Here is a 26,358-nt window from a genome sequence, read left to right as displayed (position 1 = left end):
GGCACCCCGATGCGCGACCATCCGACACCCCACACCCGGCGGGGCGCCTCCCGAACCCGGTCCAGGTACCCGTCAACGTGAGGTCTGCCCCTGCCGCCAGAGCGCCAGAGGCGCCGACCAGGTGCCCGGCACCACGCCGGTGCCGAGCACCCGATCGGGGGCATCACACCTCCGCCGTCACGCTCTCCTTGCCGTTCTCGATGTGCCCGACCAGCCGCCGCCGGAACCCGGCCTCCTCGACCACGGTCACGGTCAGCTCGTACCAGCCGTGGGACCGCGCCGTGCCCTGGCGGAGCTCGTACACCTTGCCGGGCTTGACGCTGATCTTCCGCGCCCCGTCGATGACGAACGTCCGGGTCGCCGACCCCGTGTTGGCGAGCGACAGCAGCAGCGTCCGGCCCTCGCCCACGATGGACGTGCGCACCTCGACGCCGGACTCCCCGGTGCCCGCGAACTCGCGCCGGAACCCGTTCGGCCCGGTCACCACGAACGAGTAACCGGCCCCCGCCCCGGAAGTCCCCGGCACCTCCACCTCGGCGACCCCCGCCACATCCAGATGCACCGGCCGCGCGAACTCCGCCGCGTACGGCCACACCACCAGGTGCGCGCTCACGGCCCCGTCGTTCCGCACCGTCAACCGCCCCCCGGCGAGGAACGCGTCCGGCTGGTAGGGCAACGCCCGCGCCGGCCGTACCCCCGGCTCCTGCACCGGCATCACCTGCGAGGCCGGAGGCACGGGCCGCCACCGCGCACTCGCGGCGGGCACCGGCCCGGGCGCCGCCAACCGGGGCGGCCGCACCCCCCGGTCGAAGCAGAACGCCGAGGTCAGGTCGCCGGAGACGGCCCGCCGCCACGGGCTGATGTTGGTCTCGCGGACGCCCAGCCACTCCTCGGTGAACCGCACCATCGAGGTGTGGTCGAAGACCTGGGAGTTGACGTAGCCGCCGACGGTCCAGGGGGAGATGACGAGCATGGGGACCCGGATGCCGAGGCCGATCGGCTGGCCGTCGACCCACTCGTCGGTGAAGGAGGCCGGCGGGACGGGCGGCGGGACGTGGTCGAAGTAGCCGTCGTTCTCGTCGTAGGTCAGGAACAGCACGGTGCCGGCCCAGACGTCGGGGTGCGAGCCGAGCGCGTCCAGGATCTGGTAGGTGATGCTGGCGCTGGCGGCGGGGGAGGACGCGCCGGGGTGCTCGGAGTCGGCGGCCGAGGGCACCAGATAGCTGACCTGGGGCAACGTGCCGTTGGCGACGTCGGCGGCGAACGCGGCGGCGAGTCCGCCGGTCTCGACCCGGGTCAGGGCGCGCTCGTAGCGGGACTTCTCGCCCGGCGTCAGCGTGGCGATCCCGGCGGCGAGCCCGTCCTGCAGCCGGGTCCGCTCGGCGCCGGTCGCGGCGCGCAGCTTCTTGTAGTACGTGTCCATGCTCTTGTAGCCCAGGCCGGCGAGCACCTTGCGGGCGATCTGCTTGAACGGGGCGTGGAACTCCAGGTTGTTGTCCTGGTAGTTGTCCAGCTCCTGGTACACCTTCCAGGTCTTGCCGGCCTGCTCGAGCTTCTCGGCGTACGTGCCCCAGGTGTAGCCGGCGTGGCTGTCCTCGGAGTAGGCGGAGTTGCCGGTGGCCCGCTTGCCGTTCGGCTCGAAGCCGATGGTGCCGCTGACGTGGTAGTTGCGGTTCGGGCTGGTCGAGCTCATCACCGAACAGTGGTACGCGTCACACAGGGTGAAGGTGTCGGCCAGTTCGTAGTGGAAGGGCAGGTCGGTGCGGTCGTAGTACGCCATGGTGGCGGGGCCCTTGGCCGCGATCCAGGCGTCGAACCAGCCGTCGGCCCAGGCCTTGTGCCCGCCGGCCCAGTCGTGGTTGAGGTCCCCGATGTAGTGGATGTCCTTGTTGCCGGTCTTCGCGGCCTCGCGGACGGAGAACGGCAGGACGTGCCCGCCGGTCGTGGGCTGCGCGAACACCGGCTTGCCCGTGCGGAGGGCGACGGCGTTGGGGTCGCCGAAGCCGCGGACGCCCCGTAGGGTACCGAAATAGTGGTCGAATGACCTGTTTTCCTGCACGAGGTACACGACGTGCTTCACCGAGCTGAGGTCGCCGGGCGGCGCGGGCGCGGCGAGTGCCGCCTGCAGTGACGGCGGGAGGAGCGAGCTGGCGGCGAACGCGCCGACGGCCGCGGCACCGGTGCCGAGCACCTGCCGACGGGTGAGGGAAGGGGTCATGACCTGTGTGTACCGGCCGATCATGGCCGGCGGATGACGGCCGGGTAGCGTCTTGCTCGCCTCGTGAGATCAACAATGGAGTTCCGATGCGAGACATCGCCGTGTTCAGCGGAAGTGCCCACCCCGAGCTGGCCGCCGAGATCTGTTCCCACCTGGAGGCCCCGCTGCTGCCGGTCCGGTCGCAGCGCTTCGCGAACGACTGCCTGGAGGTCCAGCTCCAGGCCAACTGCCGCGAACGTGACGTCTACCTCATCCAGCCGCTGGTCCGTCCGGTCAGCGAGCACCTGGTCGAGCTGCTCCTGATGCTCGACGCCGCCCGGGGCGCGTCGGCCGCGCGCACCACGGTCGTCATGCCGCACTACTCCTACGCCCGGTCCGACAAGAAGGACGCGCCCCGGATCTCGATCGGGGGCCGGCTGGTGGCCGACCTGCTGGTGGCCGCCGGGGCGAACCGGGTGCTGACCATGACCCTGCACTCGCCGCAGGTGCACGGCTTCTTCAGCGTGCCGGTCGACCACCTGCACGCGCTGCGCGAACTGGCGGAGCACTTCCGGCAGTACGACCTGTCCAACACCACCGTCGTGTCGCCCGACCTGGGCAACGCGAAGGAGGCGGCGGCGTTCGCCCGGCTGCTCGGGGTGCGGGTCGCCGCGGGCGCCAAGCAGCGGTTCGCCGACGACCGGGTGGCCATCTCCTCCGTGATCGGCGACGTGGCCGGCCGGGACATCATCGTGCTCGACGACGAGATCGCGAAGGGGAGCACGGTCCTGGAGCTCCTCGACCGGCTGCGCGAGCTCGGCGCGAACACCATCCGGGTGGCCTGCACCCACGGCCTGTTCTCCAGCGGCGCGTTGAAGCGGATCGGTTCCCAGCCGGACGTGCTGGAGATCGTCTGCACGAACACGGTGCCGATCCCGGCGGACGAGACGCACGAGAAGCTCAAGGTGCTCTCGGTCGCCCCGGCGCTGGCCGAGGCGATGCGGCGGATCCACAACGGCGAGTCGGTGAGCGCCCTGTTCCACCCCTGACCAGACCGAACCCACAGACCTCGACGGGTACCGGGGACCGGCGCGTCCGCCACCCGGAGCGCATGGCGTGTGCCCCCGCGGCGCACGGCACGCGCTCCGGGCCGTCGGGGCCCGGCCGGTGGTCGGCGTGGTGTTCCGGATCCCGGGGTGTAGCCCGGCCCGGTCCCGGGTAGCCCTGAAGGGTCAGTCGATCCAGACCCTGGAGGTGTCATGACGACCGCCAACCCCAACTGGGATCCGTGGAACTACGCGCCGGCCTCGGGCTATCCGGCCGAGGGCGTCGACCTGGTCGGATTCCACGTCGAGGCCACCGACGGCGGCATCGGCAAGATCGACGAGGCCACCCACGACGTGGGCGCGAGCTATGTCGTGGTGGACACGGGACCGTGGATCTTCGGTACCCGGGTGATGCTGCCGGCCGGCGTGATCGGCCAGGTGGACGTCGCGAACGAGAAGGTCCACCTGAACCGCACGAAGGACCAGATCAAGAACGCGCCGCCGTACGACACGGGCATGCGCGACGACCCGAACTACCGCGACGGCCTCGGCGGCTACTACGGCGGCCCGGGCTTCTTCTGACCGGTCCCGACGAACCGACACCCGCACACGTCGAACCACCACCCGGAGAACGGCGGGTGACCCGCACGACACGGCGCACGGGTCACCCGCGCACATGACGAAGCCCCCGGAACCAACTCCGGGGGCTTCGGCGTGCGTACCGGTCAGACGGAGTGCTTGTGCTCCGCGTCGCTCGCGGTCGCCCCGGCCTGCCCGGCCTGCGCGCGGCTCGGGTCGAGGTCGCGGTCGGCGCCGCCGGTCGAGTACGAGGACTGGCCGAACCGGCTGGTCGCGGACGGGTCGCCGACCATGCGGGTGGTGTCCTGCTCCGCGCGGGTCAGGACTCGCTCCCAGCGCTCGCGCATCGGCATGACGAGCCCGCCGCCGAGCCCGACGACGAGGATGCCGCCGATGGTGGCCAGGGCGGCAATCAGCACGGGCTGGGTGACGGCGCCGGCGACGCCGATCTGGTTGAGGGCCGCGATGACGCCGAGCGCGATGATGAACGCCTGGGCGATCTTGGCGAGCAGCGGGCCGTACGACAGCCGGCCTAGGGCGCCCTCGGCGAGGTCGCGGACGGCACGCGCGATGGCGGCGGCCACGACGACGATGACGACGGCGATGAACGCGCGCGGCAGCCACTTCACGACGCCCTCGATCAGGGTGCTGACCGGGTTCGGGCCGAACACGCCGAAGGAGAGCTGCAGGGTGAACAGCAGCAGGGCGTAGTAGGCGAGCTTGGCGGTGAGGCTGCTGGCCTTCTGGGTGCCCAGGAAGCGCTGCAGGCCGGCCTTCTCGACGGCCTTGTTGTAGCCGACCCGGTCGAGGAGCCGGTCGACGAGGTTGCGGATGGCCTTGGAGATCAACCAGCCGACGAACAGGATGACGGCGAAGAGGACGAGCTTGGGCGCGATCGCGATGGTCTTGTCGAGGGCGCTCTGCAGCCCGTCGGTGATACTCACGGCACGGATATCGGTCATGCACACAGGGTAAAGGCAAATCCGCCTAAACATGGTATTGACATGATGTTAGTACTGTGTGCGTTTGCTGCGTCGGCGCCGACAGCCCCACCTCGGGCGGGCCCGCCGACCGCGAGTCGCCGCGGTGGTGGAGCTGTCCGTCGCCGACGCCGCCCCGATCGCGGGCTACCTGGCCGCGCGGGCCGCGGGGCACCGCCCGGTCCCCGGCGGACTCTTGTGGACGGGCTCCCGGACGGACCGACCGGGGTCATGCGGGCGCGGTAGGGCGTACGACTTCCGCGGTACCCGTCGCGGGTCGTGACAAAGAATTTACGTTGCTTTATGGTTGCCGGATGGGGACCGGTCGGGCGCTGCTCAGGTGGGTCTCCCGGTTCGATCCGCTGGTCTGGGACGCGGCGCTGGCCACCGCTATGGCGGGTCTGACGATCGTCGTCGGCGTCCTCTACCTCCCCGACGGCTACCGGGCGTTCGACCCCGAGGCGTGGCTGCTCACGGTGCTGATCAACGTGCCGATGACGCTGCGCCGGCGGTACCCCCGCGTGATCCTGGGGGTGTCCTGCCTGGCCTTCGTGGCCTTCCTCGCCGAGGGCTACCTGCCGTCGATCAACTTCTTCGGCCCGCTGCTGGGGCTGTACACGGTGGCGACGGCGTATCCGACCCGCCGGGTGGTGCCCGCGGCCGTGGCCACGTTCGGCGTGCTCCAGTACAGCGGGATGTCCGCCCGGGTCCTGCCGTGGTACGTGATCGCGTTCCAGATGGCCCTGATCGCCTTCGTGGCCTGCGTGTTCGGCGGGAAGAGCCGGGCGGTGACCGAGCGCAACGCCCGGCTCGCGGTCCTCACCGAACGGCTCCGCCGCGACCAGGAGGACCGCGCCCGGCGCGCCGTCACCGAGGAGCGGATCCGGATCGCCCGGGAGATGCACGACGTCGTCGCCCACCACATGTCGGTGATCTCGATGCAGGCCGGCCTCGCCCGGTACGTGTTCGACACCGACCCCGGCACGGCCCTCGGCGCGGTGCGGACCATCGAGACGACCAGCGGCGAGGGGCTCGACGAGCTGCGCCGGCTGCTCCTCGTGCTCCGGGTCGGCGACGGGGAGGAGGCGACCGCCGGCACCCCGGCGGGTCTGGACCGGCTCCCCGACCTGGTCCGACGGGTCACCGCCTCCGGCGTCCCGGTCGCGTTCGCCGTCACGGGCCGCCCCCGGCCGCTGCCGCCGGGCGCGGAACTGTGCGCGTACCGGGTAACCCAGGAGGCCCTCACCAACGTGCTGAGGCACGCCGGCCCCGCCCGTGCCACAGTGGACCTGGACTACGGGCCGGAGACGGTCACGGTGCGGGTGGTCGACGACGGCCGCCCCGCCCGGCCGCCCGCGGAGTCCACCGGGCAGGGCCTGGTGGGCATGCGGGAACGCGCCCGGATCTTCGGGGGCGTGCTCACCGCGGGCCCCCGCGACGGCGGAGGTTTCGCCGTGCAGCTCGTCCTGCCCACCGTGGCACTCGTGGAGGAAGACAGCCGATGACCCGCGTTCTCATCGTGGACGACGAGGTGCTGATCCGCGCCGGTCTCGCCGCCCTGCTCCGGGCCGCCCCGGGCCTGACGGTCGTGGGCGAGGCGGCCGACGGCGAACAGGCGGTGGCGCTCGCGGCCGAACTGGAGCCCGACGTGGTGCTGATGGACATCCAGATGCCCGGCCTCAACGGGGTGGCCGCCACCGAACGGCTGCTGGCCCGCTCCCGGACCGCCGTCCCGCCCCGGGTGCTGATCGTGACGACCTTCGACCTGGACGAGTACGTGTTCGCGGCCCTGCGCGCCGGGGCCTCCGGGTTCCTGCTCAAGGACACCCCGCCGGAGCGCCTGCTCGCCGCGATCAGCGTCGTCGGGTCGGGGGACATGCTGTTCGCGCCGAGCGTGACGTGCCGGCTGATCGAGGCGTACACCCGGCGGCCGGACCGGGTTCCGGTGGCGCCCGAGCTGGACACGCTGACCTCCCGGGAGGTGGAGGTGCTCGGGCTGGTCGGCAGGGGGCTGTCGAACGCGGAGATCGCCGAGCGGCTGGTGGTCAGCGAGGCGACGGTCAAGACGCACCTGAACCGGACGATGACGAAGCTCGGGGTGTCGAGCCGGGCGCAGACCGTGGTGCTGGCCTACGAGTCGGGGCTGGTGACGCCGCGCGCCTGAGCCCGGGCCGCGCGGCCCGGACCGGGCCGGAACCGCGCGGCGTCAGGAGCTCTAGTTCGGCAGTACCTGGTACTTCGTCACCCCGGCCGTGAACGCGATCCGCGAGATGAAGTCCGACCCGTACAGGTCGTACCCGGCCGCCCGGATCCCGGTGAACCACAGCGACCCGGCGACCGTGGACGTGTAGCTCACCGTCCGGGTGGAGCGGGTCCACACCGGGTCGACCCCGGTGCCCAGGGCCGCGAAGTGCGTGTTGCGGTAGGACGTGTAGCTCGCGAGGTCCGGCCAGGTCTGGGTGCGCAGCGGCACGGAGTACGTGGCGCTGTACCGGGCCAGCACCGCGTTCAGCCAGTCGAAGGTCAGGCTGGACCCGGGCGCGTACTGCCGCAGGTTCCCCTGGTGCATCGTGTGGCTGTACACGGAGCCGGAGCCGAGGTGCGCCATCGCGATCGTGGCCTGCTGGTCGAGGATCTCGGCGTAGCTCAGGTCGTGGTCGAAGTAGGGGAACCGGCCGGTGGGCCCGTAGTAGGAGTTGTAGAACGTGGTCTCCTCCTCGGGCGTGGTCACGTGGTAGGCGACGTCGGTGGGCCAGTCCGGGACGACGAGCAGCGCCGGGACCAGCGGGTGCGGGGTGGAGCAGTTCGAGCACGCCGGCCTGTGGCTGGCGAAGGACATGTTGCCGTGCAGGAACTTCACCCCGGCGGCCTTCGCGGCCTGCAACATCGGGAGGTTCGACGCGGCGAGCCCGTGGTCGGTCGGCGGGTCGATGTCGTTGGTCGGGTCCGGGTGGTAGACCCCGAGCCCGGAGTACTCGGGCGTCTTGAGCACCACGGGCGGCGGGGCGAGCCCGGCCGTCGTACCCGCCGTCTGGTTGTTCCTGATCTCGTCGAGGTTCTCCTGGTAGGGGGTGGTGTTCATCTTCGGGTGGGTCAGGGTGTGGTTGATCCACCGGAACTGCCCGGCGAGGCAGCGGGCGTAGCTGGTCAGCGGGTCGGGCGTCCCCGTCGAGGAGCACTGCGCGGGCGCGGCCGGGTCGATGCCCTCCCCGTTGTAGGCGAGATTCAGGACAAAGGCACTCGCCTGGGGGTACTGCTGCCGCAGCGCCGCCTGCTGGGCCGCCGCCCCGGCCAGGTCCTCGCCCGAGATCCGGAACTCGGTCGGGGAGTAGGTCCCGTCGGCCAGCAGGTGGTCGTTGGCGATGAACACGTCGTCGACGTCCACGTGCAGCCAGTGCCGCTGCTCGCCGACGAACACGCCCCGGGTGGCCCAGCGCAGCAGCCCGTACAGCAACAGGTCGGCCTGCGGCAGGTACTGGTTCGTCGTGAAGGTCAACGCCAGCCGCTCCCGGCCGTCGGGCGCCGTGCTCGTCACGCCGATCACGTCGGAGCCCAGGGTGAGGAGGGGGGTGGCCGCGCAGCCGGGGGCGAGCTGGGACCGGTACACATAGGAGAGTTGGATCGGGACGGTCGCCGAGGCGCGCAGGTAGTCGAAGATCGGCGCGCCGGCGGCGGTCACCGCGGCGTGTTCGGGGGTCGCGCCGATCCCGCCCTCGGTGCCGGCCCGCAGGCAGTAGTCCTCGGGGTAGGCGCCGTGGCCGGCGTACAGGGCGACCTGGCGGACGTGGTAGACCTGCTCGTAGTTCCACAGCGAGTACCACTCGGCGCCGTCGAGCGCGCTGGAGTACCCGCCCGAACCGTCGGCGGTGAGCAGGGCGGCGCTGGTGAGCAGCACCGCGTCGTAGCGCCCGGTCCCGTCCGCCTTCACGAGCGCGGGCAGCGGGCTGGACCCGGCGAGCAGCACGTCGTACGGCGTGCCGACCCGGTCGAGGGCGGCCTTCCAGGTGGCGAGGCCGAAGTCCTCGGCGTCGACGGCGATCACGAGGTGGCGCAGTGCCACCCGGTCGCCCGGGTCGACGGCACCAGCCGGCGACGGCACTCCCAACAGCGCGGCGAACAGGGCGATGACCAGCAGGATTCGAAGTCTCACGGGGGACCTTCTCTCTACGCGAACAGCCCCAGATTGGCCCCGCTTCCTGATCCACAGGGGATTGTGTCCGCCGCGCGACAGAGGTTCTGGCCCCTTCGCGGCCGGCGGGTCGCCGTTCGCCGCGCGGGGGTCGCCGTTCGGGGGCGCGTTTCGGGAGGTCCGGCGGGTATGAGTGGCCATCGGGCGGCGCGGGACGCCGTCCGGCGGTGCTTTCTCACTCTGAATGCGGAACCCTGACATTGGTTCCGGCCTACGTGGGCCGGTCCTACTCCGCCGCGGGCCGGTTCCGGCGGAGCAGCACCTGGATCAGGCCGACCGCCGACACGACGGCCCACACGCCCTCCAGGAGCAGGAAGCCCCACTGCCGTTCCAGCACGGCCTCGATGGCCAGCACCGTGGACCCGACCACGTTCAGCCACAGGTAGACCAGGGACTTCGGGTTGAGGACGCCGGCCTGGGCGAGCGCGAAGCCGGACAGTACAAGCAGGGAACCGACAATCTGGACGAGCTGGCCCACGGAGTACTCCTCGTGAGCGTCGTCTTGGCGGTCCGGGTACGGCGCACATCTCGTCCGGGCGGTCCCCGAACCCGGGGACGCCCCCTCATTGTGCCAGCCAGGGGCGCGGATCGACCGGTGATCCTCCTCGCCGGACCTCGAAGTGCACGTGCGGCCCGGTGGACGCCCCGGTGGAGCCGGCCAGGCCGATCGGCTGGCCCGCGGACACCTGCTCGCCCGGCCGGACCAGGATCACCGACTGGTGCGCGTAGCAGGTCCAGATGGCGCGGTCGGGGTGGTCGAGGCACGTGTAGTAGCCGTAGCCGTCGGCCCAGCCGGCGCGCAGCACCCGGCCGGGGGCCGCCGCGAGCACCGGGGTGCCGACCGGCGCGGCCAGGTCCACCCCGGCGTGCGGGGCGACCCGCTGGAAGTACGGATCCATCCGGGTACCGAACCCGCTGGTCACCGGCCCGGCCACGGGGGACAGCAGTCGGCCGGGCGGCGGCGGGGCGGCCCGCGAGCCGGTCTCCAGCGCGGTCCGCGCCGGCCCGTCCAGCCCGGTCGCCACCACCCGGGCCCGCCGGCCCGCCCGGTCGGCGGTGCCCCGGGCCCCGGACACGGCGGCGCGGTCGGCGGCGACCGCGCGCTCGTGCGTCGTGCGGTCGGCCGGGAGCCGGATGTTCGCCCGGTGCAGCTCCCACCACGGGCCCCGCATCGGCTCGGGCACGGCGGCGGCCCGGCGGTACAGCTCGGCGGGCAGGCCCGCGTCGGTGCGCATGGTCTCGGTGTCGCGGGCGAGGGCGGCCTCGGCGGCGGCCAGCCGGGCGTTCTGCTCGGCGACCTCCCGGTAGGCCTGCGCGGCCCGGAGCACGGCCTGGCCCCGGGCGGCGGCGGCCGGGCTGACCCCGGGTTCCCGGATCGCGGCCGGCGCGAGGGCCGCGCGGGTCACCTCGGAGCGGGGGAGGGCGGGGAGCGCTGCCAGGGGGTCGGCGGACCCGGTCGGGTCGGCGCTGGTGGGGGCGGGGGTGCCGGTGCCGGGCTGCCCGGTGCCCTGCCCCGAGCCGGAGGGTCCGGGCGGCGACGGCGGGGCGGGCGGCATCGGCGGAGCGGGCGGGACCGGCGGGGCGGGCGGGGCGGGCGGCGACGGGAGCGCCGGGGGCGGCACGGTCCCGACGGGCGCGGGTTCCGGGCGCGCCGGCTCCGGGGCCCGGGTCCCCGGGGCCCCCGACTGCGGGGCCGGGTCGGGACCCGCCGACACCGGACCCGCGGCCACGATCAGCCCGGCGAGCGCCGCGCCGATCAGCACCCTGCACGCTAAGTCAGACATCGACTGAGGATAGCCAGCAAATCATGACAAGCACACACGAGGTACGTGGTTGGCACTATTCCGCGTACAGCGCCGCCAGTTCGCGGGCCGTCTCCGCCAGCGCGGCGCGCAGCTCCGGCGGGGACAGCACCTCCACCCCGGCCCCGAGGACGAGCAGCTGGGTCCGCGCGTGCCGGACCGACTCGATCGGCACCGTGGCCCGCACCCAGCCGTCCCGGTCGTCGGCGGCGGTGTCCCGGACCGCGCGGGCCGTCTCGTCGCTGACCAGGTCGTCCATCCGCCGCACCGCCTCCGGGGACAGCCGCAGCACCGCCTCGCCCGTGAACCGCCGGGCCGCGAACTCCGCGAGGGAACGCGCCCAGTGCCCGGCGAGGTCGAACTCCGCCGCCCGTTCGAACCGGTCCTCGGCGACGTGCAGTTCGAGCACCTGGGACACCCGGTACGTCCGGACCTGACCGGCGGACAGCGCCACCAGGTACCACCGGCCGCCCTTGAGCACGAGGCCGTACGGCTCCAGGGTCCGGGTCACCTCCTGCGGCGCCCGCCAGCGCCGGTAGCGCACCTCGACCGCGCGCTGTTCCCAGACGGCGCGCGCGAGGGCGGCCAGGTGCGGCACGTCGTCGGCCTCGGCGTACCAGCCCGGCGCGTCGAGGTGAAACCGTTCCCGGATCCGGCCGGCCCGGTCCCGCAGCTCCTCGGGCAGCGAGGCCATCAGCTTGAGCTGGGTGGCGGCCACCACCGCGCCGAGCCCCAGCTCGGCGGCCGGGCCGGGCAGACCGGCCAGGAACAGGGAGTCGGCCTCGTCGGCGGTGAGGCCGGTGAGCCGGGTGCGGTAGCCGTCGAGGAGCTGGTAGCCGCCGGAGTGGCCGGCGTCGCCGTACAGCGGGATGCCGGCGGCGTGCAGGGCGTCGACGTCGCGGTAGATGGTCCGGACCGACACTTCCAGCTCGTCGGCGAGGGACTGGGCGGTCATCCGGCCCCGGGTCTGCAGGAGCAGGATCAGGGACACGAGTCGACTGGCGCGCACTGACACATTCTGTCAGTGCATCCGCCGCCCCGGGTGCCCGGAGGCCGCGCGGGCGGTGCGGGACCGGCGTGGCCCGGCGGCGGTCAGCGCCGGGGCGCCACGCCCGCCAGCGTCTGCACCGCGAAGTCCGCCACCAGCGTGTGCCACCGCCGCGCCCGGCGCAGCATCGCGTGCCCGTCGTCGAGGTCCTCGAACCGGGCCCCGAGCAGATCCGCCCACCGCCGGGACAGCCCCGGATCGGTCACCCGGTCCCGCGACCCGTGCACGAACAGCGCCGGCCTGCCCGCGAGCTGCTCCCAGGGGTCGCCCGGCTCGATCCACGGCGCCAGCGCCGCCACCCCGACGACGTCCGGCGCGCCGCCCGCGTGCAGGGCCGCCCGGCCGCCCAGGGAGTGCCCGACGAGCAGTACCGGGCGCGGTCCGAGCTGTTCCAGGGCCCACAGCACATCGGTGTACGCGTCCCGGTCGGCCCCGTTCCACCCCCGGTACCGGTACCGCAGCAGCCGGGTGGTCAGCCCGCGCCGCCGCAGCGCCCACGCGAACGGCAGCATCCGCAGGTACGGCAGCAGGCCGGGCGGCTGGTGGCTCTCGGACGCCCCGCCGTGCAGGACGAGGACGACGGGGCCCTCTCCGGCCGGTACTCCGCCGACGATCCTTCGGGTCATGCGACAGTCCTCGACTCTCGGGTGCGGGGGCGACTCCACCGTAGTGCCATTCGTCGCCACCCCGCCCCCGGACGGGTCCCGGCTCCCCGCCCATCCGGGGCCGCCACCGACCCGACCCATCCGTTCTCCCTCCCGCCCCGAATGCACGGTGAAGACTGACTGTGAGGGGTGAAGTGGCCCATGGGGCGACGGCAGGTGGCGGTGATCGGCGCGGGGGTGTCCGGTTTGACGGCGGCGTACCTGCTCCGGTGGGAGCACGACGTGACCCTGTTCGAGGCGGACGACCGGCTCGGCGGGCACGCGCACACCCATGACCTGGGCGGCCTGGCGGTGGACTCCGGCTTCATCGTGCACAACGAGCGGACGTACCCGTTCCTGCTGCGGTTGTTCGCCGAACTGGGCGTGGCCACCCAGGCGACGGAGATGAGCATGTCGGTGCGCTGCGAGGGCTGCGGCCTGGAGTACGCGGGGGCGCGCAAGCTGCCCGGCCTGTTCGCCCGGCCGCGCAACGCCGTCGACCCCCGGTTCCTGGCGATGCTGGCCCAGGTGCCCCGGTTCCACCGGAAGGCCCGGGCGCTGCTCGCCGCCGGGGACGACGACATGACCCTGGGCGAGTTCTCCCGGGGCTTCAGCACCTATTTCGTGCGCCATTTCCTCGTACCCGTCGTCTCCGCGGTCTGGTCCTGCGGCCCGGAACGGGTCGCCGACTACCCCGCCCGCTACCTCTTCGTCTTCCTGGAGCGGCACGGCATGCTCAGCGTGCAGGGCTCGCCCACCTGGCGCACGGTCGTCGGCGGCTCCCGCAGCTACGTCGACAAGGTCGCCGCGGCCCTGCCCGCCGCCCGGCGCGGCGTCCCGGTCCGGTCCGTGACCCGGGTGGCCGGCGGGGTCGAGGTGCGCGACGAGGCCGACTTCGCCCAGTTCTTCGACGCGGCCGTGATCGCCACCCACGCCGACCAGGCCCTGGCGATCCGCCCGGACGCGAGCGCGGCGGAGAAGGAACTCCTCGGCGCGTTCGGCTACTCGCGCAACGAGACCCTGCTGCACACCGACGACGCGATCCTGCCCCGGCACACCAACGCCCGGGCCTCGTGGAACTACCTGCTGCCCGCCTGCGACCCGGGCGCCGGCCGGCCGGTGGTCAGCTACGACATGAACCGGCTGCAACGCCTCGACACCCCGACCCCGCACGTCGTGACCCTCAACCCGGCCGGCCGGGTGCCCGAGGACGCCGTGCTGGCCCGGATGGACTACGCGCACCCCGTGTACACGGCGGAGGCGGTGGCCGCCCAGCGCCGGCTGCCCGAACTGTCCGACGCGACGGTGGCCTACGCGGGCGCGTACCACGGCTGGGGCTTCCACGAGGACGGCTGCCGCTCCGGCGTGCTGGCGGCCCTGAGCTTAGGGGTGGTCTGGTGACGACGGCGACCCTGTACCGGTGCTCGTTGCGGCACGTCCGCACCGGCCCGGTCCGGCACGCCTTCGCCTACCGCACCCACCAGTGGCTGGTCGACGTGGACGACCTGCCGACGATCCCGCGCCTCCTGCGCCCCCTGGCCGGGTTCCGTGCGTCCGACCACATCGGACAGTCGACCTCGCTCCGCCGCAACCTGGACGCCTACCTCGCCGAGCAGGGCGTCGACCTCGGCGGCGGCCAGATCCTGATGCTCACCCACGCCCGGGTCCTCGGCCACGTCTTCAACCCGCTCACCGTGTACTGGTGCCACAACGCCGACGGCACCCAGGCCTGCGTCGTCGCCGAGGTGCACAACACCTACGGCGGCCGGCACTGCTACCTGCTGTTCCCCGACGCGCGCGACGGCGCCGAGGTCGACAAGGACTTCTACGTCTCCCCGTTCATGCCGGGCCGGGGCACCTACCGGATGAGCCTGCCGCTCCCCGGCCACCAGCTGGCGCTCACCATCACCCTGCGGCCCGAGGGCGGGACGCCGTTCGTGGCGAGCCTGCGGGGCACGATGCGCGCCGCGACCGTCCCCGGCCTGCTCTCCGCCGCGTTCCAGACCCTGCTGGTGGCCGCGCGGATCAAGAAACAGGGCATTCTCCTGTACCTGAAGGGCCTGCCCGTCGTCCCCCGTCCCCCGTCCCGAGAGAGAGTCCGATGACCCAGGTCGTGTCCCGTCCCGCCGCCCCCGTCGACCCGACGCGGTGGCCCGACGTCGCGGTGGTGCCCCGGGCCCGGCTGCGGGGCCGGATCGCCGCCGCCCTCCTCGACCGGGTCGCCGACCGCCTCGGCCTGCTCGCCGGTCCGGGCCCCACCCTCCAGCTCCGCGACCAGGAGGCGTTCTGCCGCCGGCTCGGCCGCGACGGCCTGATCGGCTTCGGCGAGTCCTACCAGGCCGGCGAGTGGGACTCCGAGCAGCTGCCCGAGGTGCTGGGCGTCCTCGCCGCGCACGCCGACGCCCTCGTCCCGCGCCGCCTGCAGTGGCTGCGCCGGTTCTACGTGGCCCGGCACCCGCGCGCCGACGCCAACGACCGCGACGGCGCGCGCAGCAACATCCACCGGCACTACGACCTGTCCAACGAGCTGTTCGCGCTGTTCCTCGACGACACGATGACCTACTCCTCCGGGCTGTTCGACGGGCCGGCGAGCTGGGAGAACCTGGCCGAGGCCCAGCACCGCAAGATCGATCGGCTGCTCGACGCGACCGGGGTCGGCCCCGGCACCCGGGTGCTGGAGATCGGCACCGGCTGGGGCGAACTGGCGATCCGGGCCGCCCGGCGCGGCGCGGTCGTCCGCTCGGTGACCCTGTCCTCCGAGCAGCGCGACCTGGCCCTGCGCCGGGCCGCCGCCGCGGGCGTGGACGTCACCGTCGACCTGATGGACTACCGGGACGTGCGCGGCGAGTACGACGCCATCCTCTCGGTGGAGATGATCGAGGCGGTGGGGGAGAAGTACTGGCCCACGTACACCGCCGCCCTCGACGCGCTGCTCGCCCCCGGCGGGAGGATCGGGATCCAGGCGATCACGATGCGGCACGACCGGATGGTGGCGTCGCGGTACACGTACACCTGGATCCACAAGTACATCTTCCCGGGCGGGCTGATCCCGTCCCTGCCCGCGCTGTCCGCCGCGTTCGGCCGCACCCGGCTGCGGATCCTGGACACCTTCGCCTTCGGGCCGCACTACGCCGACACGCTCAAGCTGTGGCGGGCCCGGTTCCTCGACCGCGCCGGGGAACTCGCCCGGCTCGGGTTCGACGACACGTTCCGGCGCACCTGGAATCTCTACCTCGCGTACTCCGAGGCGGGGTTCGCGTCCGGCTACCTCGACGTGCACCAACTCGTCCTCGGAAAGGCGGAGAGATGATCGCGCCCCAGCTCGCGTCGCTCCTGACCACCATCACCGGCCAACCGCCCGCCGTCCGGATCCGAGCCTGGGACGGCAGCGAGGCCGGCCCCGGACACGGCCCCACCCTCGTCGTCCGCGACCCGCTCGCGCTGCGCCGCCTGCTGTGGAGCCCCAACGAACTCGGCCTCGCCCAGGCGTACGCGGCCGGCGAACTCGACGTCGACGGGGACCTCGCCGACGGGCTGCGCCGGGTCTGGCGCCAGGTCCGCACCACCGGCCGGCCCAAGCTCACCGCCGCGCACCGGCTGCGCGCCCTGCGGCTGGCGGGGAAGCTCGGCATCCTCGGCGCCCGCCCGGCCGCCCCGGAGACCCAGGCCCGGCTCACCGGCGCGCTGCACAGCAAGGAACGCGACCGGGCCGCGATCGGCCACCACTATGACCTGTCCAACGCCTTCTACCAGCTCATCCTCGACGAGGAGACGATGGCGTACTCGTGCGGCTACTGGCGCTCCGAGGAACCCGACTACTCCCTCGCCGACGCCCAGCGCGACAAGCTCGACCTGATCTGCCGCAAGCTCGACCTGCAACCCGGCATGCGGCTCCTCGACGTCGGCTGCGGCTGGGGCTCCCTGACCGTGCACGCCGCCTACCACTACGGCGTGCACGTCACCGGTGTCACACTGTCCGCCGAACAGCTCGCGCACGTCGAACGCAGGGTCGCCGAGCACGGGCTGGAGGGCCGGGTCGACGTCCGGCTCCAGGACTACCGCGACGTGCACGACGGCCCGTTCGACGCCATCGCCACCGTCGAGATGGGCGAACACGTCGGGGCCCGCAACTACCCGGTGTTCACGGCCGCGCTGTTCCGGCTGCTGCGCCCCACCGGCCGGCTGCTCGTCCAGCAGATGTCCCGGGGCCGGGTCGCGCCCGGCGGCGGGGCGTTCATCGAGCACTACATCGCCCCCGACATGCACATGCGGCCCGTCGGGGAGACCGTGGCGCTGATCGAGGACGCCGGCTTCGAGGTCCGCGACGTGGAGGCGATCCGCGAGCACTACGTCCGCACCGTCGAGGCCTGGCTGGAGACCCTCGACAAGCGCTGGGCGGAGGCCGTCGACCTCGTCGGCGAGCCCATGGCCCGGATCTTCCGGTTGTACCTGGTCGGCGGGGCGCTCAGCTTCGCCGAGAACCGGATGGGCGTGGACCAGATCCTCGCCGTCCGGCCGATGCTGGAGGGGGACAGCGGGATGCCGTACACCCGGGAGGCCCTCGGTGTCCCCGGTGTTTGAGGCGATGGGCTGGCAGGCCCTCGCCGCCCTGGTCGTGCTGCTGGTCTTCTTCGGGATCGGCACCGCGATCGGCAAGCACCGGGTCGTGGACATCGCGTGGGGCCTCGGGTTCGCCGCGCTCGCCGTCGTCGGCTACCTGATCACGCCCCGGCACTGGCTGATCACCGCGCTCACGGTGCTGTGGGGGCTGCGGCTGGCCCTGTTCATCGCCTGGCGGTCGCGGGGCAAGCCCGAGGACCCGCGGTACGCGAAGCTCCTGGCGGGGAAGAGCCGCTGGTACCCGCTGTTCATGGTGTACCTGCTCCAGTGGGTGATCGTCTGGTTCGTGTCCCTGCCCGTCCAGCTCGCCCAGTGGCACTACGACGGACTGTCCTGGTGGGTACTGCCCGGCGTGCTGCTCTGGGCCGTGGGCATGGTCTTCGAGACCGTCGGCGACTGGCAGCTGTACGCGTTCCAGAAGGCCGGCGGGCGCGGCCGGGTCCTCGACACCGGCCTGTGGCGCTACACCCGGCACCCGAACTACTTCGGCGACGCGTGCGTGTGGTGGGGGATCTGGCTCGTGGCGTGCGCGACCTGGCCGGGGGTGCTGACGGTCCTGTCGCCGGTGCTGATGACGTGGTTCCTGGCGGGGAAGACCGGCAAGCCGATGACGGAGGCCGCCATGAAGGCCCGGCCCGGGTACGCCGAGTATCTCGCCCGGACCAGCGGCTTCGTGCCGTGGTTCCCGAAGAGGACGTGACCGCCCGCCCCGGCTGCCGACCGGGGCGGGACCTCCTCACAGCTCGATGATCGGCTTCGGATACCCCTTCGTCTGCGAGGCCGGCAGCTTCCACGGCTCGTGCACCACCGGCCCGGCCAGCCCCGACAACTCGCCCACGTACCGCCGCACGTACTCCCCGCGCGGATCGTGCTGGTAGCCCTGCCGCACGGGGTTGAACCGCCGGTACGGCCGGGTGTCGTTGCCCGTGCCCGCCGTCCACTGCCAGTTGCCGTAGTTGTTCGCCACGTCCGCGTCCTCCAGCAGCGCCATGAAGTGCGCCGCCCCCAGCCGCCAGTCGATCCGCAGGTGCTTGGTGAGGAACGACGCGACCACCATCCGGGCCCGGTTGTGCATGAACCCCTCGGCGGCCAGCTGGCGCATCCCCGCGTCCACCAGCGGCACCCCGGTCATCCCCGCCCGCCAGGCCTCCAGGGACTCCGGATCGTCCACCCAGTCCTCGACCACGTTCTTGAACGGGTGCGTCGTCAGCCGGGGGAACGCGTGCAGCACCTGGGCGTAGAAGTCCCGCCAGCACACCTGGCGGACGAACGCCTCCGGCCCGTCGAGCAGCGCCCGCGGGGACAGGGTGCCGAAGTGCAGGTGCGCGGCGAGCCTGGACGTCCGGTCCCCGGCGAGGTCGTCGTGGCCCTCGGCGTAGGAGTCCCAGGTGTCCCGCCAGGTGGCGAGCCGTTTCCGCGCGGCCCGCTCGCCGTCCGCGCCCTCGGGGCCGGCCGACGCCTCCAGGCCCGGGGGCAGTGTGAGCCGGTCGGGGGCCGGGGTCGTGCCGGGGCGCACCACGGCCTGCCAGCGCCGCCAGTACGGGGTGAAGACCTTGTAGCTGTCGCCGCCGGTCGGCACGAGTTCGCCCGGCGGGACGACCGTGAGCTGGTCGAACAGCCGCAGACTCAGCCCGGCCCCCTCGCAGGCGGCGGCCAGGCGGCGCTGGCGGGCCTGGGCGAAGCCGGAGACGTCGGCGGCACAGGCCACCCCGATCTGACGGGTACCGTCGCCCGCGCGCAGCTCCGCCGCCAACCGGACCACCTCCGCCGCCGGGTCGCCGGTCCGCTCCACCAGTCCCGCGCCCCGCGCCCGCAGCCCGGCCCGCAGGTCGGCCAGGCAGCCCGCCAGGAACGCCGCCCGGACCGGGCCCACGTCGAGGGCCGGGTCGTGCACGAACAGCGGGACCACGTGCCGGGCGGCGGTCGCGGCGGCGGTGAGCGCGGGGTTGTCGGCGAGTCGCAGGTCCCGGGTGAACAGTACGATCGCCGTGTCCATCATGGGGACATTGTCCCGTGCGGCCCGCGACGGTTGCCGGGGACCCGCCGGGTGGTGCTCCGGGTTCCGCCGGGGGACCGGCTCAGGCGTCGCGGTAGGTGAACGACGCGTACGCCGCCGCCGCGACCGCGCCCGCCCACAGCAGGAAGATCCCCAGCGCCCCCCACGCGCCGCCGTCCATCGCCACGGCCGCGCCCGCGTTGCCGAACGGGAACAGGTCGACGAGCCAGGGCGCCTTCTGGCCCAGTACCACCGTGAGGGGTGTCTCCACCACGAACGCCAGGACCAGCGGCAGCACGATGCCCAACGCGGTGTTCCGGGTGATCCCGGCGATCCCGAAGCCCCACGCCAGCCAGCCGAGCGCCACGAGCACCACCCGCACCGCGAGCCCGCCCACCCCGCCGCCCGGGGCGCCGTCGAACCCGAGCCGCCAGCCGCCCACGGCCACCACCGCGACGCTGACCACGGCCGCCAGCACCAGCACGGCCACGGTGACCAGCGCCGTGACCGCGTACTTGGCCGCGAAGACCGTCGGCCGGCGCGGGAACAGGGTGAGGGTCGAGCGGATGGTGCCGAACCGGTACTCCTGGCCCAGCGCCTGCGCCCCGAACGCGGCGAACAGGAACCCGCCGATGCTCAGCGGCGTCGCCAACCCGGCGGCGAGGTTGCGGGCGGGCACCGGGTCGGACTCGCCGACCGCCACGAACAGCGTCGACAGGCCGGCCGCGATCAGCACCACCAGGGCCGCGATCACCCAGGTGCCGGGCACGGAGCTGATCCGCCGCCACTCGTAGCGCAGGGCCGAGGTCACGGGGCCTCCCGGGTCGCGTACTCCTGGTGGTCGGTGGTCAGTTCGAGGAACGCCTCCTCCAGGCTCGCCGTCCGGGCCAGCAGCTCGCGGACGGGCAGCCCCGCGTGGAAGGCGATGTCACCCACGGTGTCCGTACTGGCCCCCGCGACGGCCACGGCGTCGGCGCCCTCCCGGACGGCGGACAGCCCCTGGGCGGCGAGCCGGTCGATCAACAGCCCCGGGTCGGGCACCCGGACCAGCACGTCGTTGCGGGTGCTCCGGGCGACGAACGCGCCCAGCGGCTCGTGCGCGATCAGCGTGCCGCGCCCGATCACCACCAGGTCGTCGGCCATCAGCTGCATCTCCGACATCAGGTGGCTGGAGACGAACACCACCCGGCCGGTCCCGGCGTAGGCCCTCAGGAACTCGCGCATCCACTGGATCGACTGCGGGTCGAGCCCGTTGGCCGGCTCGTCGAGCAGCAGCACGTCGGGTTCGGCGAGGATGGCGCTGGCCAGGCCGAGCCGCTGGCCCATGCCGAGCGAGAAGCCCTTGGGCCGCTTCCGGGCGACCGTGTCGAGCCCGACCTGTTCGATCACCTCGTCCACCCGGCGGTCGGGGACCCCGGTGCCGGCGGCGAGCATCCGCAGGTGGTCGCGGGCGGACCGGTTCGGGTGGAACGACTTCGCGTCGAGGTGCGCGCCCACCACCCGGCCGGGCACCTCGTGCTCGACGAGGGGCCGCTCGTCGAACCGGGTCGTGCCCTCACCGCGGTCCAGGCCGAGCATCAGCCGCATGGTCGTGGACTTCCCGGAGCCGTTGGGACCGAGGAAGCCGGTCACCCGTCCGGGCTGGAGCACGAAACTGACGTCGTTCACCGCGCGTTTGGCCCCGAAGGACTTTCCGAGCCCGGCCGCCTCCACGATCATGTGGAGAATATTAGGTACTTTTCCCTACTGTTGCAGCCATAACTCCCAGCCGGTGCCCCCGGGCCGCAGCAGGTACGTGTGCCGCTGGTCGAGGTGCTCGTCCCCCTCGACGCCCGGCAACGCCCAGATCGGCGAGCCCAGGAAGGTCAGACGCGCCCGACCCCACTGCCCGCCCTTGATCGTCCAGTCGTACCCGTCGTGGTTGAGCTGGTAGGTGGTGTCGGGCTCCAGCCAGTACACGTGGTTGCCGGAACACTCCAGCCGCAGACTCGTGATCCGGTGCAGTCCGAGCTGGTCGTCGTACGCGGTGTCGACGGCCCCGATCGGCGTCGTCGTCAGGAATTCGGTCACGTCGCCTCCACGACCTTCACGCGCCACACGCCCCGGCGCACATTACGCCCGGCACGCTTGTACTCGAATTCGGCGATCGCGTTCTGCCGGTTGCGGTGTTCGACGATTTCCAGCACCTGTTCCCGGTCGACCAGGCTACGGGGCAGTTCGGTCGTCACCACCAGCCAGACCTGCGGCCGTTGATCCATTGTGAGGCTTCCTCTCCGTACGCCTTGTCTTTCCATAAGCGGATAGGGCGGTACGTTCCAGGTAAGCGGGGTTGAGCAGGCAATCTCGACGGACTGTCGCCTACCTGTCAAACACATGAGTTTTCATTCACGTTATGTCGGCTGTGGGTACAACTTTCCACCGGAAATAAACGGTCCGGCGCGCCTTCCGGGCCGCCGAACCACAACGCGTTACGCATAGCGGATGTACGCACGCAGAAGCATTTTCTTCGCCCTCGTCGCCGGCGGACTCACCCTGGGCGCCGGCACCCCCGCCGCCGCCGAACCGAACATCGCCGTCACCGTGGACGACGGCCGCGCGAGTGTCCGGGCGGGGGAGCGGCACGAGTACACGGTCACGGTCCGCAACGCGGGCACCGAGACCGCGAACCTGGTGCTGGAGGTCGGAGTACCCGTCGGGGTGGAACTCACGGCGCGCAGCCGCGGCGCGGAGGCCGACGGGGCGCGGGTCCGCTGGCCCCTGGAGGTCGGCGCCGGACGGTCCACCCGGATCCGGGTCTCGGGCCTGGCCTCGGCCCTGCCCGCCGGCCAGCAGCGGCTGGCGCTGACGGCGTGCGCGCTGCCGGTGCGCAACGGGGCGGCCGTGGCGTGCGCGACGGACATGAACACGGTGGCGGCCGGCGAGCCGGAGCAGGAACCGATGACGCCGGGCGGGTGGGGGGTCGCGGGCGGGGCCGGGGTGTTGCTGGTGGCGGCCGGCGGCGGGGCCTGGATGTGGCGGCGACGCGGCCGGGGCACCGCCTGACGGCCCCGGCTACGGCTTCTTGCGGTCCAGCTGGATCACCCGGATCCGTTCCAGGTTCGTCGTTTTCGTGACCGTGAACTTGTCCTTCATCAGCGCCGCCCGGCTCTTCGGCAACCCGCCGAACGGGTCGGTCCGGCTACCGGTCTCGACCAGCCAGACCCGTTTGACGTCCCCGAGACACTTGCTCCAGTCCGGGCACTCCTTCGCCGCGAGCCAGCCCTGCTCCCGCGCCGTGCGTTCCATGAACATGTCGCGGGGGCGGCTGGGCGCGTCGCGCAGCTCGTAGTTCATCACCCGGCGGGCGAGGTCACCGGACCGGTCGAACCCGTCGTTGAACGCGACCCCGTCGGTCGGCTGCGCGTGCGCCGCGATGTACCGGAACGCGCCCGCGTACCCGGGCTGCCCGTCGGCCGCGTTGGTCCGCACCTCGCGCTGCGCCGGGAGCCCGGTGTAGCCGAGCAGGGCGACCGCCAGGAACCCGCCGACCAGCCCCAGCGTGGCGGGCATCCGGCCCCGGGCCGGCAGCCGGAACAGTTGGCAGGCGCCCATGGCCGCCAGCAGGCACCACGCCGGGAGGGTGAAGAAGAAGTACCGGGCGAGGAAGATGTGCAGCACCGAACCGGTCAGGTACGCGACCAGGGGAGGCACCAGCAGCCACAGGGTCAGCGTCAGGGCCACCCGCCACCGGGACCGGAGCGCCAGCAGCAGGCCGACGAGCGCCAGCACCCCGAACGCCTGGGCGATGGTCATCGTGCCGAACAGCTGCCGGGGGAACTTCAGCACCGCCGGCCAGTCGTTCTTGATCCAGGACGCGGCCGTCGCCTGACTGCTGCCCAGCACGAACAGCGGGATCACGGCCAGCATCGCCGTGCCGACGGTGACGATCCACTGCCACACCCGGTCGTCGCGGCGGGCCGTGAGGAACACCCAGAGCAGGTGCCCGAGGAGGACCATCAGGGACACGAAGTGCAGCCAGCCGACCACCGCGAGCGTCGCCCCGTACAGGCCCCACCACAGGCCCGTGGGCCGGTCGAGCGCGCGGAGCAGGAGCCAGGTGGCCAGGGTCACCCCCAGGACGACCAGGGCGTAGGACCGGGCCTCCTGGGCGTACCGGGAGACGGACGGCAGCAGCATGAACAGCAGCCCCGCCGTCAGCCCCGTGACGGTGTCCGTCAACCGGCGTCCGATCAGGACGATGAGCAGGCACGCGAGGGCCATGGCGACGGCCGCCGGCAGCCGCATCGTGGTGGGAGAGTCGCCGGCCAGTCTGAGCCACGGGTGCATCAGGACGTAGAAGAACGCGTGGTACAGGTCGATGTTGACGATCAGCCGACGCAGCTCCGCGAACGACAGCCGGGCGGCGTGCCAGGTGACCAGCTCGTCGTTCCACATGTTGCGGTTGCCGGACTGGTACAGGGCGAGGGCCAGCGTGCCCAGGGCCGGGACCAGCGCGAGGAGCGCGCCCGCCCGGCGCGGGCCGGCGCGCGGCGGGGCGGGCGGCGCGACGGCCGGGGCCCTGTCCTCCTCGACCTCCGGGGGCGCGGTGCTCACGTCGGTCATCCCGCGTACTCCTTGACACTGAAGCCGAACACCGGATTCTGGGCCTGTTCCCGCATCGCCTTCAGTGCCGCCGGGTCGTTGTCGATGTTCCAGTCCCCGGAGCCGTTGATGTTGAAGTAGACGATCCCGATCACGTCGGGGCTGGCGGCCACGTTGGTCATCAGGTTGACGATCTGGCTGGGCCGGGACGGGTTCAGCTCGACCCCGGTCTCCACGATGATGATCGGCTTCGCGGTGAACTTCCGGACGGCCGCGATCGACGGGCCGAACAGGTCCTTGAAGTTCCGCTGGCCGTCGAGGGTGTAGTAGCCGTCCAGGCCGACCCAGTCGACGTAGGTGTCCCCCGGGTACAGCGGGCCGAGTTCGACGCCGCGCACCGGGTTGATCACGTTGGGGGTCCAGGCCCACAGCACGTTGGTCGCGTTCTGGGCCCGGAAGATGTCGTGCACGTGCCGCCAGGCCGCGACGTACTCCTCGGGGGTGTTGCCCTTCGTGCCCCACGAGTACCAGTGCCCGTTCATCTCGTGGGCGAAGGTCATCGCGATCGGCAGGTTCAGGTTCCGCACCGCCTTGGCGAACCCGGTGACGTACGTGTCCTGCTTGCCCTCGGCGATGTCCTTCATGGGAATGTCGAACGGCTCCCACCGGATGAACGCCATGCTGCCGCCCTCGTGCAGCCGGCGGGCCTCGGACGCGGCGAACCCGTCCTTGAAGCTCTCGAAGATCGAGACCAGGTTCGGTTCCTTGCCGGTCCGCTCGGCGTGCGCCCTGATCCGCCCCGCGTCCGCGCCGCCGGCCACCGACACGCCCAGGTACTTCGTCTTCGGCGACACCAGCCGGCTCACGTCGTACGTCGGCGCGGGGGCCTGGGTCGGCTCGTTGATCGGCGCGGCCAGGATCCCGCCCGCGTGCCCCCGGATCGGGATCGTGCGCACCACCGCGACCTCGATCGCCGCCACCGCGAGGATGGCCATGATCATGAAAAGGTACTTCGACTTCATGCGATGACCTCGATGTCGCGGGTGGGCTTCACCAGCAACGACTGTAGGGCGATGAGCAGGGCGAACATCCCGGACAGGAACATCGGCACGTAGTCCAGCGGCGGGCCGGTGAACATCCGGGCCCCGGCGAGGCCGACCCAGGCGAGGGACAGCCCGGTGGTCCAGAACCGCAGTCCGTGCCACAGCCGCCGGGTCCGGTCCTTCTTCGCGGTGCCGCCGGTCGGCTGCCAGCCCATCGGGCGGCCCCGGAGGATGTCCCACACGGCGAACATGTGCGCCCAGCCGTAGATCAGCTTCACGGTGAACACGTCCACCCCGTACGGGGTGCGGTGCCAGAGGGGCACGACCGCCAGGTTGTAGATGATGCTCGGGATGATCAGCACGTAGTTGAGCACCGCGATCTGGCTGGGGAACACCGCCAGCAGCACCAGGGGGAGCGCCGGGGTGACCAGCGTGTAGAGCCCGGTGTGAACGTAGTAACAGAAACCGGACACGTAGGACAGGCGGGCCCGCAGGCTGAGCTTCGTCCGCCAGAACTTCCGCGAACTCAGCAGGCTCATGGAACCGGCGCACCACCGGTACTGCTGGGTGAAGAACGAGTCCACGTTGCTCGGGCACAACCCGGCCGCCAGCACCACCGGGACGTACCGCAGGCCCCAGCCCTCGACCCGCAGGTTGAAGCCGGTGTGCACGTCCTCGGAGTGCTCGATCAGAGCCGTGCCGCCGATCGCGTCCAACGCCGCGCGCCGGTAGACGGCGCAGCTCCCCACGCAGATCGCCGCGCCGTGGTGCTGCCGGGAGACCTGCACGGAACGGTAGAACAGCTCCTGGACCGTGCCGGCGCCCCGTTCGAGCCAGCCCTGGCCCTTGTGCACCCGGAAGTACTGCGGCGACTGCACGATGCCCAGGTCGGGCGCGTCGTCGAAGTACGGCAGGAGCTCCTCGAGCATGTCGGCCCGGGGCGCGAAGTCCGCGTCGAGGACCAGGATGAAGTCGTGGTCGGTGCGCTCGAAGGCGTGCCGCATGTTGCCGGCCTTCTTGAACCAGCCCCGGTTGGGCCGCCGCAGGTAGCGGAACCCGAACCCCAGGGCCGTCCGCCGCAGGCCGTCGTCGGGGGAGTCGTCCAGCACGTGCACCCGGATCTCGCCCGGATAGCGGGCCACCATCTTCCGCACGCAGGCCCACGTGTTGCCGACCACGTGCGCCGGCTCCCCGCAGATCGGCAGGAAGACGTCCACCGACGGGTACTTCTCGGGCCGCCACCCCGCCACCAGCCGGCTGTGCGCGCGCATGTCGAAGTCGCGGGTACCGACGTTGACCACGAACGAGATCACGTAGTACACGATCGTGAACCCGAGCAGCGGCGTGAACAGCAGCAGCCACGGGGACATCCGCAGGAACAGCACCTGGCTCACGGTCAGGCAGGTGAAGCTGACCAGCGACGCGAGCATCAACGCGACCAGCCGGCGCTTGCGGTGCACGTACTTCTCGTCGTCCGTCGGGGGCAACGGGACGGGCGCGTACGCCGGCCGGAGGGGGCCGGTCGAGCGCTGGGTCGGGAGCCGCAGCTCGCCGGGGATCCGGAACTCGGCGGTGAGCGTCGGATCGACGCCCCGCGGGGTGCGCCTGGTCAGGAGGGGTCGCATCGTTTCCG

The 26,358-nt window shown here is 72.4% G+C and carries 25 protein-coding genes and 1 riboswitch; of the genes, 10 read left to right on the top strand and 15 right to left on the bottom strand.

The genetic code is table 11. The features are described from left to right. Positions 1-163 precede the first annotated feature (163 nt). Positions 164-2,218 (bottom strand): phosphocholine-specific phospholipase C, encoded by a 2,055-nt coding sequence (locus AB0M43_RS17885; protein WP_363725912.1) that lies wholly within the window; start codon positions 2,216-2,218, stop codon positions 164-166. 86 nt (positions 2,219-2,304) lie between these two features. Here AB0M43_RS17885 and AB0M43_RS17880 point away from each other — a divergent pair, with 86 nt between their 5' ends. Together AB0M43_RS17880 and AB0M43_RS17875 are read left to right on the top strand one after the other, a co-directional pair. Then, a complete protein-coding gene (locus AB0M43_RS17880; RefSeq protein WP_363725910.1) occupies positions 2,305-3,246 on the top strand; it encodes a ribose-phosphate pyrophosphokinase in 942 nt (313 codons plus the stop codon). 210 nt (positions 3,247-3,456) lie between these two features. After that, the gene (locus AB0M43_RS17875) at positions 3,457-3,825 is read left to right on the top strand and encodes a PRC-barrel domain containing protein (RefSeq protein WP_363725908.1); all 369 of its coding nucleotides are present in this window, start codon (positions 3,457-3,459) and stop codon (positions 3,823-3,825) included. A 143-nt stretch (positions 3,826-3,968) separates the two neighbouring features. Here the strand turns inward: AB0M43_RS17875 and AB0M43_RS17870 are convergent, their stop codons facing one another. Further along, the gene (locus tag AB0M43_RS17870; protein ID WP_363725906.1) at positions 3,969-4,784 is read right to left on the bottom strand and encodes a hypothetical protein; all 816 of its coding nucleotides are present in this window, start codon (positions 4,782-4,784) and stop codon (positions 3,969-3,971) included. Between the two features lie 332 nt (positions 4,785-5,116). Here AB0M43_RS17870 and AB0M43_RS17865 point away from each other — a divergent pair, with 332 nt between their 5' ends. Together AB0M43_RS17865 and AB0M43_RS17860 are read left to right on the top strand one after the other, a co-directional pair. Next, a complete protein-coding gene (locus tag AB0M43_RS17865) occupies positions 5,117-6,307 on the top strand; it encodes a sensor histidine kinase (protein ID WP_363725904.1) in 1,191 nt (396 codons plus the stop codon). Then, complete coding sequence (locus tag AB0M43_RS17860; protein WP_363725903.1) at positions 6,304-6,966, top strand: response regulator transcription factor; 663 nt, start codon at positions 6,304-6,306, stop codon at positions 6,964-6,966. The genes AB0M43_RS17865 and AB0M43_RS17860 overlap by 4 nt, the downstream gene beginning before the upstream one ends. Positions 6,967-7,017: 51 nt before the next feature. On the opposite strand, the gene AB0M43_RS17855 is transcribed toward AB0M43_RS17860, so the two are convergent. From AB0M43_RS17855 to AB0M43_RS17835, 5 genes are all read right to left on the bottom strand, one after another. Continuing rightward, positions 7,018-8,952, bottom strand: coding sequence for a hypothetical protein (locus AB0M43_RS17855; protein WP_363725902.1), 1,935 nt, complete (start codon positions 8,950-8,952; stop codon positions 7,018-7,020). Between the two features lie 265 nt (positions 8,953-9,217). Then, positions 9,218-9,469, bottom strand: a complete 252-nt coding sequence (locus AB0M43_RS17850; protein ID WP_363725900.1) for a hypothetical protein — start codon at positions 9,467-9,469, stop codon at positions 9,218-9,220. A 13-nt stretch (positions 9,470-9,482) separates the two neighbouring features. Then, positions 9,483-9,553: riboswitch (guanidine-III (ykkC-III) riboswitch) on the bottom strand. A 1-nt stretch (position 9,554) separates the two neighbouring features. Continuing rightward, a complete protein-coding gene (locus AB0M43_RS17845) occupies positions 9,555-10,775 on the bottom strand; it encodes a M23 family metallopeptidase (RefSeq protein ID WP_363725898.1) in 1,221 nt (406 codons plus the stop codon). 55 nt (positions 10,776-10,830) lie between these two features. Beyond that, positions 10,831-11,802 (bottom strand): YafY family protein, encoded by a 972-nt coding sequence (locus AB0M43_RS17840; RefSeq protein WP_363725896.1) that lies wholly within the window; start codon positions 11,800-11,802, stop codon positions 10,831-10,833. Positions 11,803-11,885: 83 nt separating this feature from the next. Further along, a complete protein-coding gene (locus AB0M43_RS17835; protein WP_363725894.1) occupies positions 11,886-12,467 on the bottom strand; it encodes an alpha/beta fold hydrolase in 582 nt (193 codons plus the stop codon). Positions 12,468-12,647: 180 nt separating this feature from the next. Here AB0M43_RS17835 and AB0M43_RS17830 point away from each other — a divergent pair, with 180 nt between their 5' ends. From AB0M43_RS17830 to AB0M43_RS17810, 5 genes are read left to right on the top strand one after another with little or no spacing between them, the layout of a single operon-like run. Beyond that, the gene (locus AB0M43_RS17830) at positions 12,648-13,886 is read left to right on the top strand and encodes an FAD-dependent oxidoreductase (protein ID WP_363725892.1); all 1,239 of its coding nucleotides are present in this window, start codon (positions 12,648-12,650) and stop codon (positions 13,884-13,886) included. Next, the gene (locus tag AB0M43_RS17825) at positions 13,883-14,590 is read left to right on the top strand and encodes a DUF1365 domain-containing protein (RefSeq protein WP_363725890.1); all 708 of its coding nucleotides are present in this window, start codon (positions 13,883-13,885) and stop codon (positions 14,588-14,590) included. Before AB0M43_RS17830 ends, AB0M43_RS17825 begins: the two co-directional genes overlap by 4 nt. Then, positions 14,587-15,795: a cyclopropane-fatty-acyl-phospholipid synthase family protein gene (locus AB0M43_RS17820; protein ID WP_363725888.1), complete on the top strand. Its 1,209-nt coding sequence runs from the start codon at positions 14,587-14,589 to the stop codon at positions 15,793-15,795. The genes AB0M43_RS17825 and AB0M43_RS17820 overlap by 4 nt, the downstream gene beginning before the upstream one ends. Continuing rightward, positions 15,792-17,066: a cyclopropane-fatty-acyl-phospholipid synthase family protein gene (locus AB0M43_RS17815; protein WP_363725886.1), complete on the top strand. Its 1,275-nt coding sequence runs from the start codon at positions 15,792-15,794 to the stop codon at positions 17,064-17,066. Before AB0M43_RS17820 ends, AB0M43_RS17815 begins: the two co-directional genes overlap by 4 nt. After that, a complete protein-coding gene (locus AB0M43_RS17810) occupies positions 17,050-17,805 on the top strand; it encodes a DUF1295 domain-containing protein (protein ID WP_363725884.1) in 756 nt (251 codons plus the stop codon). The genes AB0M43_RS17815 and AB0M43_RS17810 overlap by 17 nt, the downstream gene beginning before the upstream one ends. Positions 17,806-17,841: 36 nt before the next feature. Here AB0M43_RS17810 and AB0M43_RS17805 read toward each other — a convergent pair whose 3' ends face one another. The 5 genes from AB0M43_RS17805 to AB0M43_RS17785 all read right to left on the bottom strand — a co-directional run bounded on the left by AB0M43_RS17805 (position 17,842) and on the right by AB0M43_RS17785 (position 21,359). Continuing rightward, a complete protein-coding gene (locus tag AB0M43_RS17805; protein WP_363725882.1) occupies positions 17,842-19,104 on the bottom strand; it encodes a deoxyribodipyrimidine photo-lyase in 1,263 nt (420 codons plus the stop codon). 79 nt (positions 19,105-19,183) lie between these two features. Further along, a complete protein-coding gene (locus AB0M43_RS17800; protein WP_363725880.1) occupies positions 19,184-19,912 on the bottom strand; it encodes an ABC transporter permease in 729 nt (242 codons plus the stop codon). Continuing rightward, positions 19,909-20,820: an ATP-binding cassette domain-containing protein gene (locus AB0M43_RS17795; RefSeq protein WP_363725878.1), complete on the bottom strand. Its 912-nt coding sequence runs from the start codon at positions 20,818-20,820 to the stop codon at positions 19,909-19,911. Before AB0M43_RS17795 ends, AB0M43_RS17800 begins: the two co-directional genes overlap by 4 nt. Before the next feature lie 24 nt (positions 20,821-20,844). Then, the gene (locus AB0M43_RS17790) at positions 20,845-21,171 is read right to left on the bottom strand and encodes a hypothetical protein (protein ID WP_363725876.1); all 327 of its coding nucleotides are present in this window, start codon (positions 21,169-21,171) and stop codon (positions 20,845-20,847) included. Next, on the bottom strand, positions 21,168-21,359 hold the full coding sequence (locus tag AB0M43_RS17785; RefSeq protein WP_363725874.1) for a hypothetical protein: 192 nt from the start codon (positions 21,357-21,359) through the stop codon (positions 21,168-21,170). Before AB0M43_RS17785 ends, AB0M43_RS17790 begins: the two co-directional genes overlap by 4 nt. Before the next feature lie 223 nt (positions 21,360-21,582). On the opposite strand from AB0M43_RS17785, the gene AB0M43_RS17780 reads away from it, so the two are divergent. Next, on the top strand, positions 21,583-22,143 hold the full coding sequence (locus AB0M43_RS17780) for a hypothetical protein (RefSeq protein ID WP_363725871.1): 561 nt from the start codon (positions 21,583-21,585) through the stop codon (positions 22,141-22,143). A gap of 9 nt (positions 22,144-22,152) precedes the next feature. Here the strand turns inward: AB0M43_RS17780 and AB0M43_RS17775 are convergent, their stop codons facing one another. From AB0M43_RS17775 to AB0M43_RS17765, 3 genes are read right to left on the bottom strand one after another with little or no spacing between them, the layout of a single operon-like run. Further along, positions 22,153-23,703 carry a glycosyltransferase family 39 protein gene (locus AB0M43_RS17775; RefSeq protein WP_363725869.1) on the bottom strand — a complete coding sequence of 517 codons (1,551 nt, stop codon included), beginning with the start codon at positions 23,701-23,703 and terminating at the stop codon, positions 22,153-22,155. Next, positions 23,700-24,704 (bottom strand): glycosyl hydrolase, encoded by a 1,005-nt coding sequence (locus tag AB0M43_RS17770; protein ID WP_363725867.1) that lies wholly within the window; start codon positions 24,702-24,704, stop codon positions 23,700-23,702. Before AB0M43_RS17770 ends, AB0M43_RS17775 begins: the two co-directional genes overlap by 4 nt. Further along, positions 24,701-26,350 (bottom strand): glycosyltransferase family 2 protein, encoded by a 1,650-nt coding sequence (locus tag AB0M43_RS17765; protein WP_363725866.1) that lies wholly within the window; start codon positions 26,348-26,350, stop codon positions 24,701-24,703. The genes AB0M43_RS17770 and AB0M43_RS17765 overlap by 4 nt, the downstream gene beginning before the upstream one ends. Positions 26,351-26,358: the final 8 nt, after the last annotated feature.

It is taken from the genome of Longispora sp. NPDC051575 (assembly GCF_040681875.1).
GTDB lineage: Bacteria > Actinomycetota > Actinomycetes > Mycobacteriales > Micromonosporaceae > Longispora.
This window is presented reverse-complemented; position numbering and strand designations above follow the sequence as displayed.

Bases quoted from the DNA above. Each gene is read 5' to 3' on its own strand.
- AB0M43_RS17885 (WP_363725912.1), bottom strand. From the start codon at position 2,218: ATGACCCCTTCCCTCACCCGTCGGCAGGTGCTCGGCACCGGTGCCGCG.
- AB0M43_RS17880 (WP_363725910.1), top strand. From the start codon at position 2,305: ATGCGAGACATCGCCGTGTTCAGCGGAAGTGCCCACCCCGAGCTGGCC.
- AB0M43_RS17875 (WP_363725908.1), top strand. From the start codon at position 3,457: ATGACGACCGCCAACCCCAACTGGGATCCGTGGAACTACGCGCCGGCC.
- AB0M43_RS17870 (WP_363725906.1), bottom strand. From the start codon at position 4,784: ATGACCGATATCCGTGCCGTGAGTATCACCGACGGGCTGCAGAGCGCC.
- AB0M43_RS17865 (WP_363725904.1), top strand. From the start codon at position 5,117: ATGGGGACCGGTCGGGCGCTGCTCAGGTGGGTCTCCCGGTTCGATCCG.
- AB0M43_RS17860 (WP_363725903.1), top strand. From the start codon at position 6,304: ATGACCCGCGTTCTCATCGTGGACGACGAGGTGCTGATCCGCGCCGGT.
- AB0M43_RS17845 (WP_363725898.1), bottom strand. From the start codon at position 10,775: ATGTCTGACTTAGCGTGCAGGGTGCTGATCGGCGCGGCGCTCGCCGGG.
- AB0M43_RS17835 (WP_363725894.1), bottom strand. From the start codon at position 12,467: ATGACCCGAAGGATCGTCGGCGGAGTACCGGCCGGAGAGGGCCCCGTC.
- AB0M43_RS17830 (WP_363725892.1), top strand. From the start codon at position 12,648: ATGGGGCGACGGCAGGTGGCGGTGATCGGCGCGGGGGTGTCCGGTTTG.
- AB0M43_RS17820 (WP_363725888.1), top strand. From the start codon at position 14,587: ATGACCCAGGTCGTGTCCCGTCCCGCCGCCCCCGTCGACCCGACGCGG.
- AB0M43_RS17815 (WP_363725886.1), top strand. From the start codon at position 15,792: ATGATCGCGCCCCAGCTCGCGTCGCTCCTGACCACCATCACCGGCCAA.
- AB0M43_RS17805 (WP_363725882.1), bottom strand. From the start codon at position 19,104: ATGATGGACACGGCGATCGTACTGTTCACCCGGGACCTGCGACTCGCC.
- AB0M43_RS17795 (WP_363725878.1), bottom strand. From the start codon at position 20,820: ATGATCGTGGAGGCGGCCGGGCTCGGAAAGTCCTTCGGGGCCAAACGC.
- AB0M43_RS17785 (WP_363725874.1), bottom strand. From the start codon at position 21,359: ATGGATCAACGGCCGCAGGTCTGGCTGGTGGTGACGACCGAACTGCCC.
- AB0M43_RS17780 (WP_363725871.1), top strand. From the start codon at position 21,583: ATGTACGCACGCAGAAGCATTTTCTTCGCCCTCGTCGCCGGCGGACTC.
- AB0M43_RS17775 (WP_363725869.1), bottom strand. From the start codon at position 23,703: ATGACCGACGTGAGCACCGCGCCCCCGGAGGTCGAGGAGGACAGGGCC.
- AB0M43_RS17770 (WP_363725867.1), bottom strand. From the start codon at position 24,704: ATGAAGTCGAAGTACCTTTTCATGATCATGGCCATCCTCGCGGTGGCG.
- AB0M43_RS17765 (WP_363725866.1), bottom strand. From the start codon at position 26,350: ATGCGACCCCTCCTGACCAGGCGCACCCCGCGGGGCGTCGATCCGACG.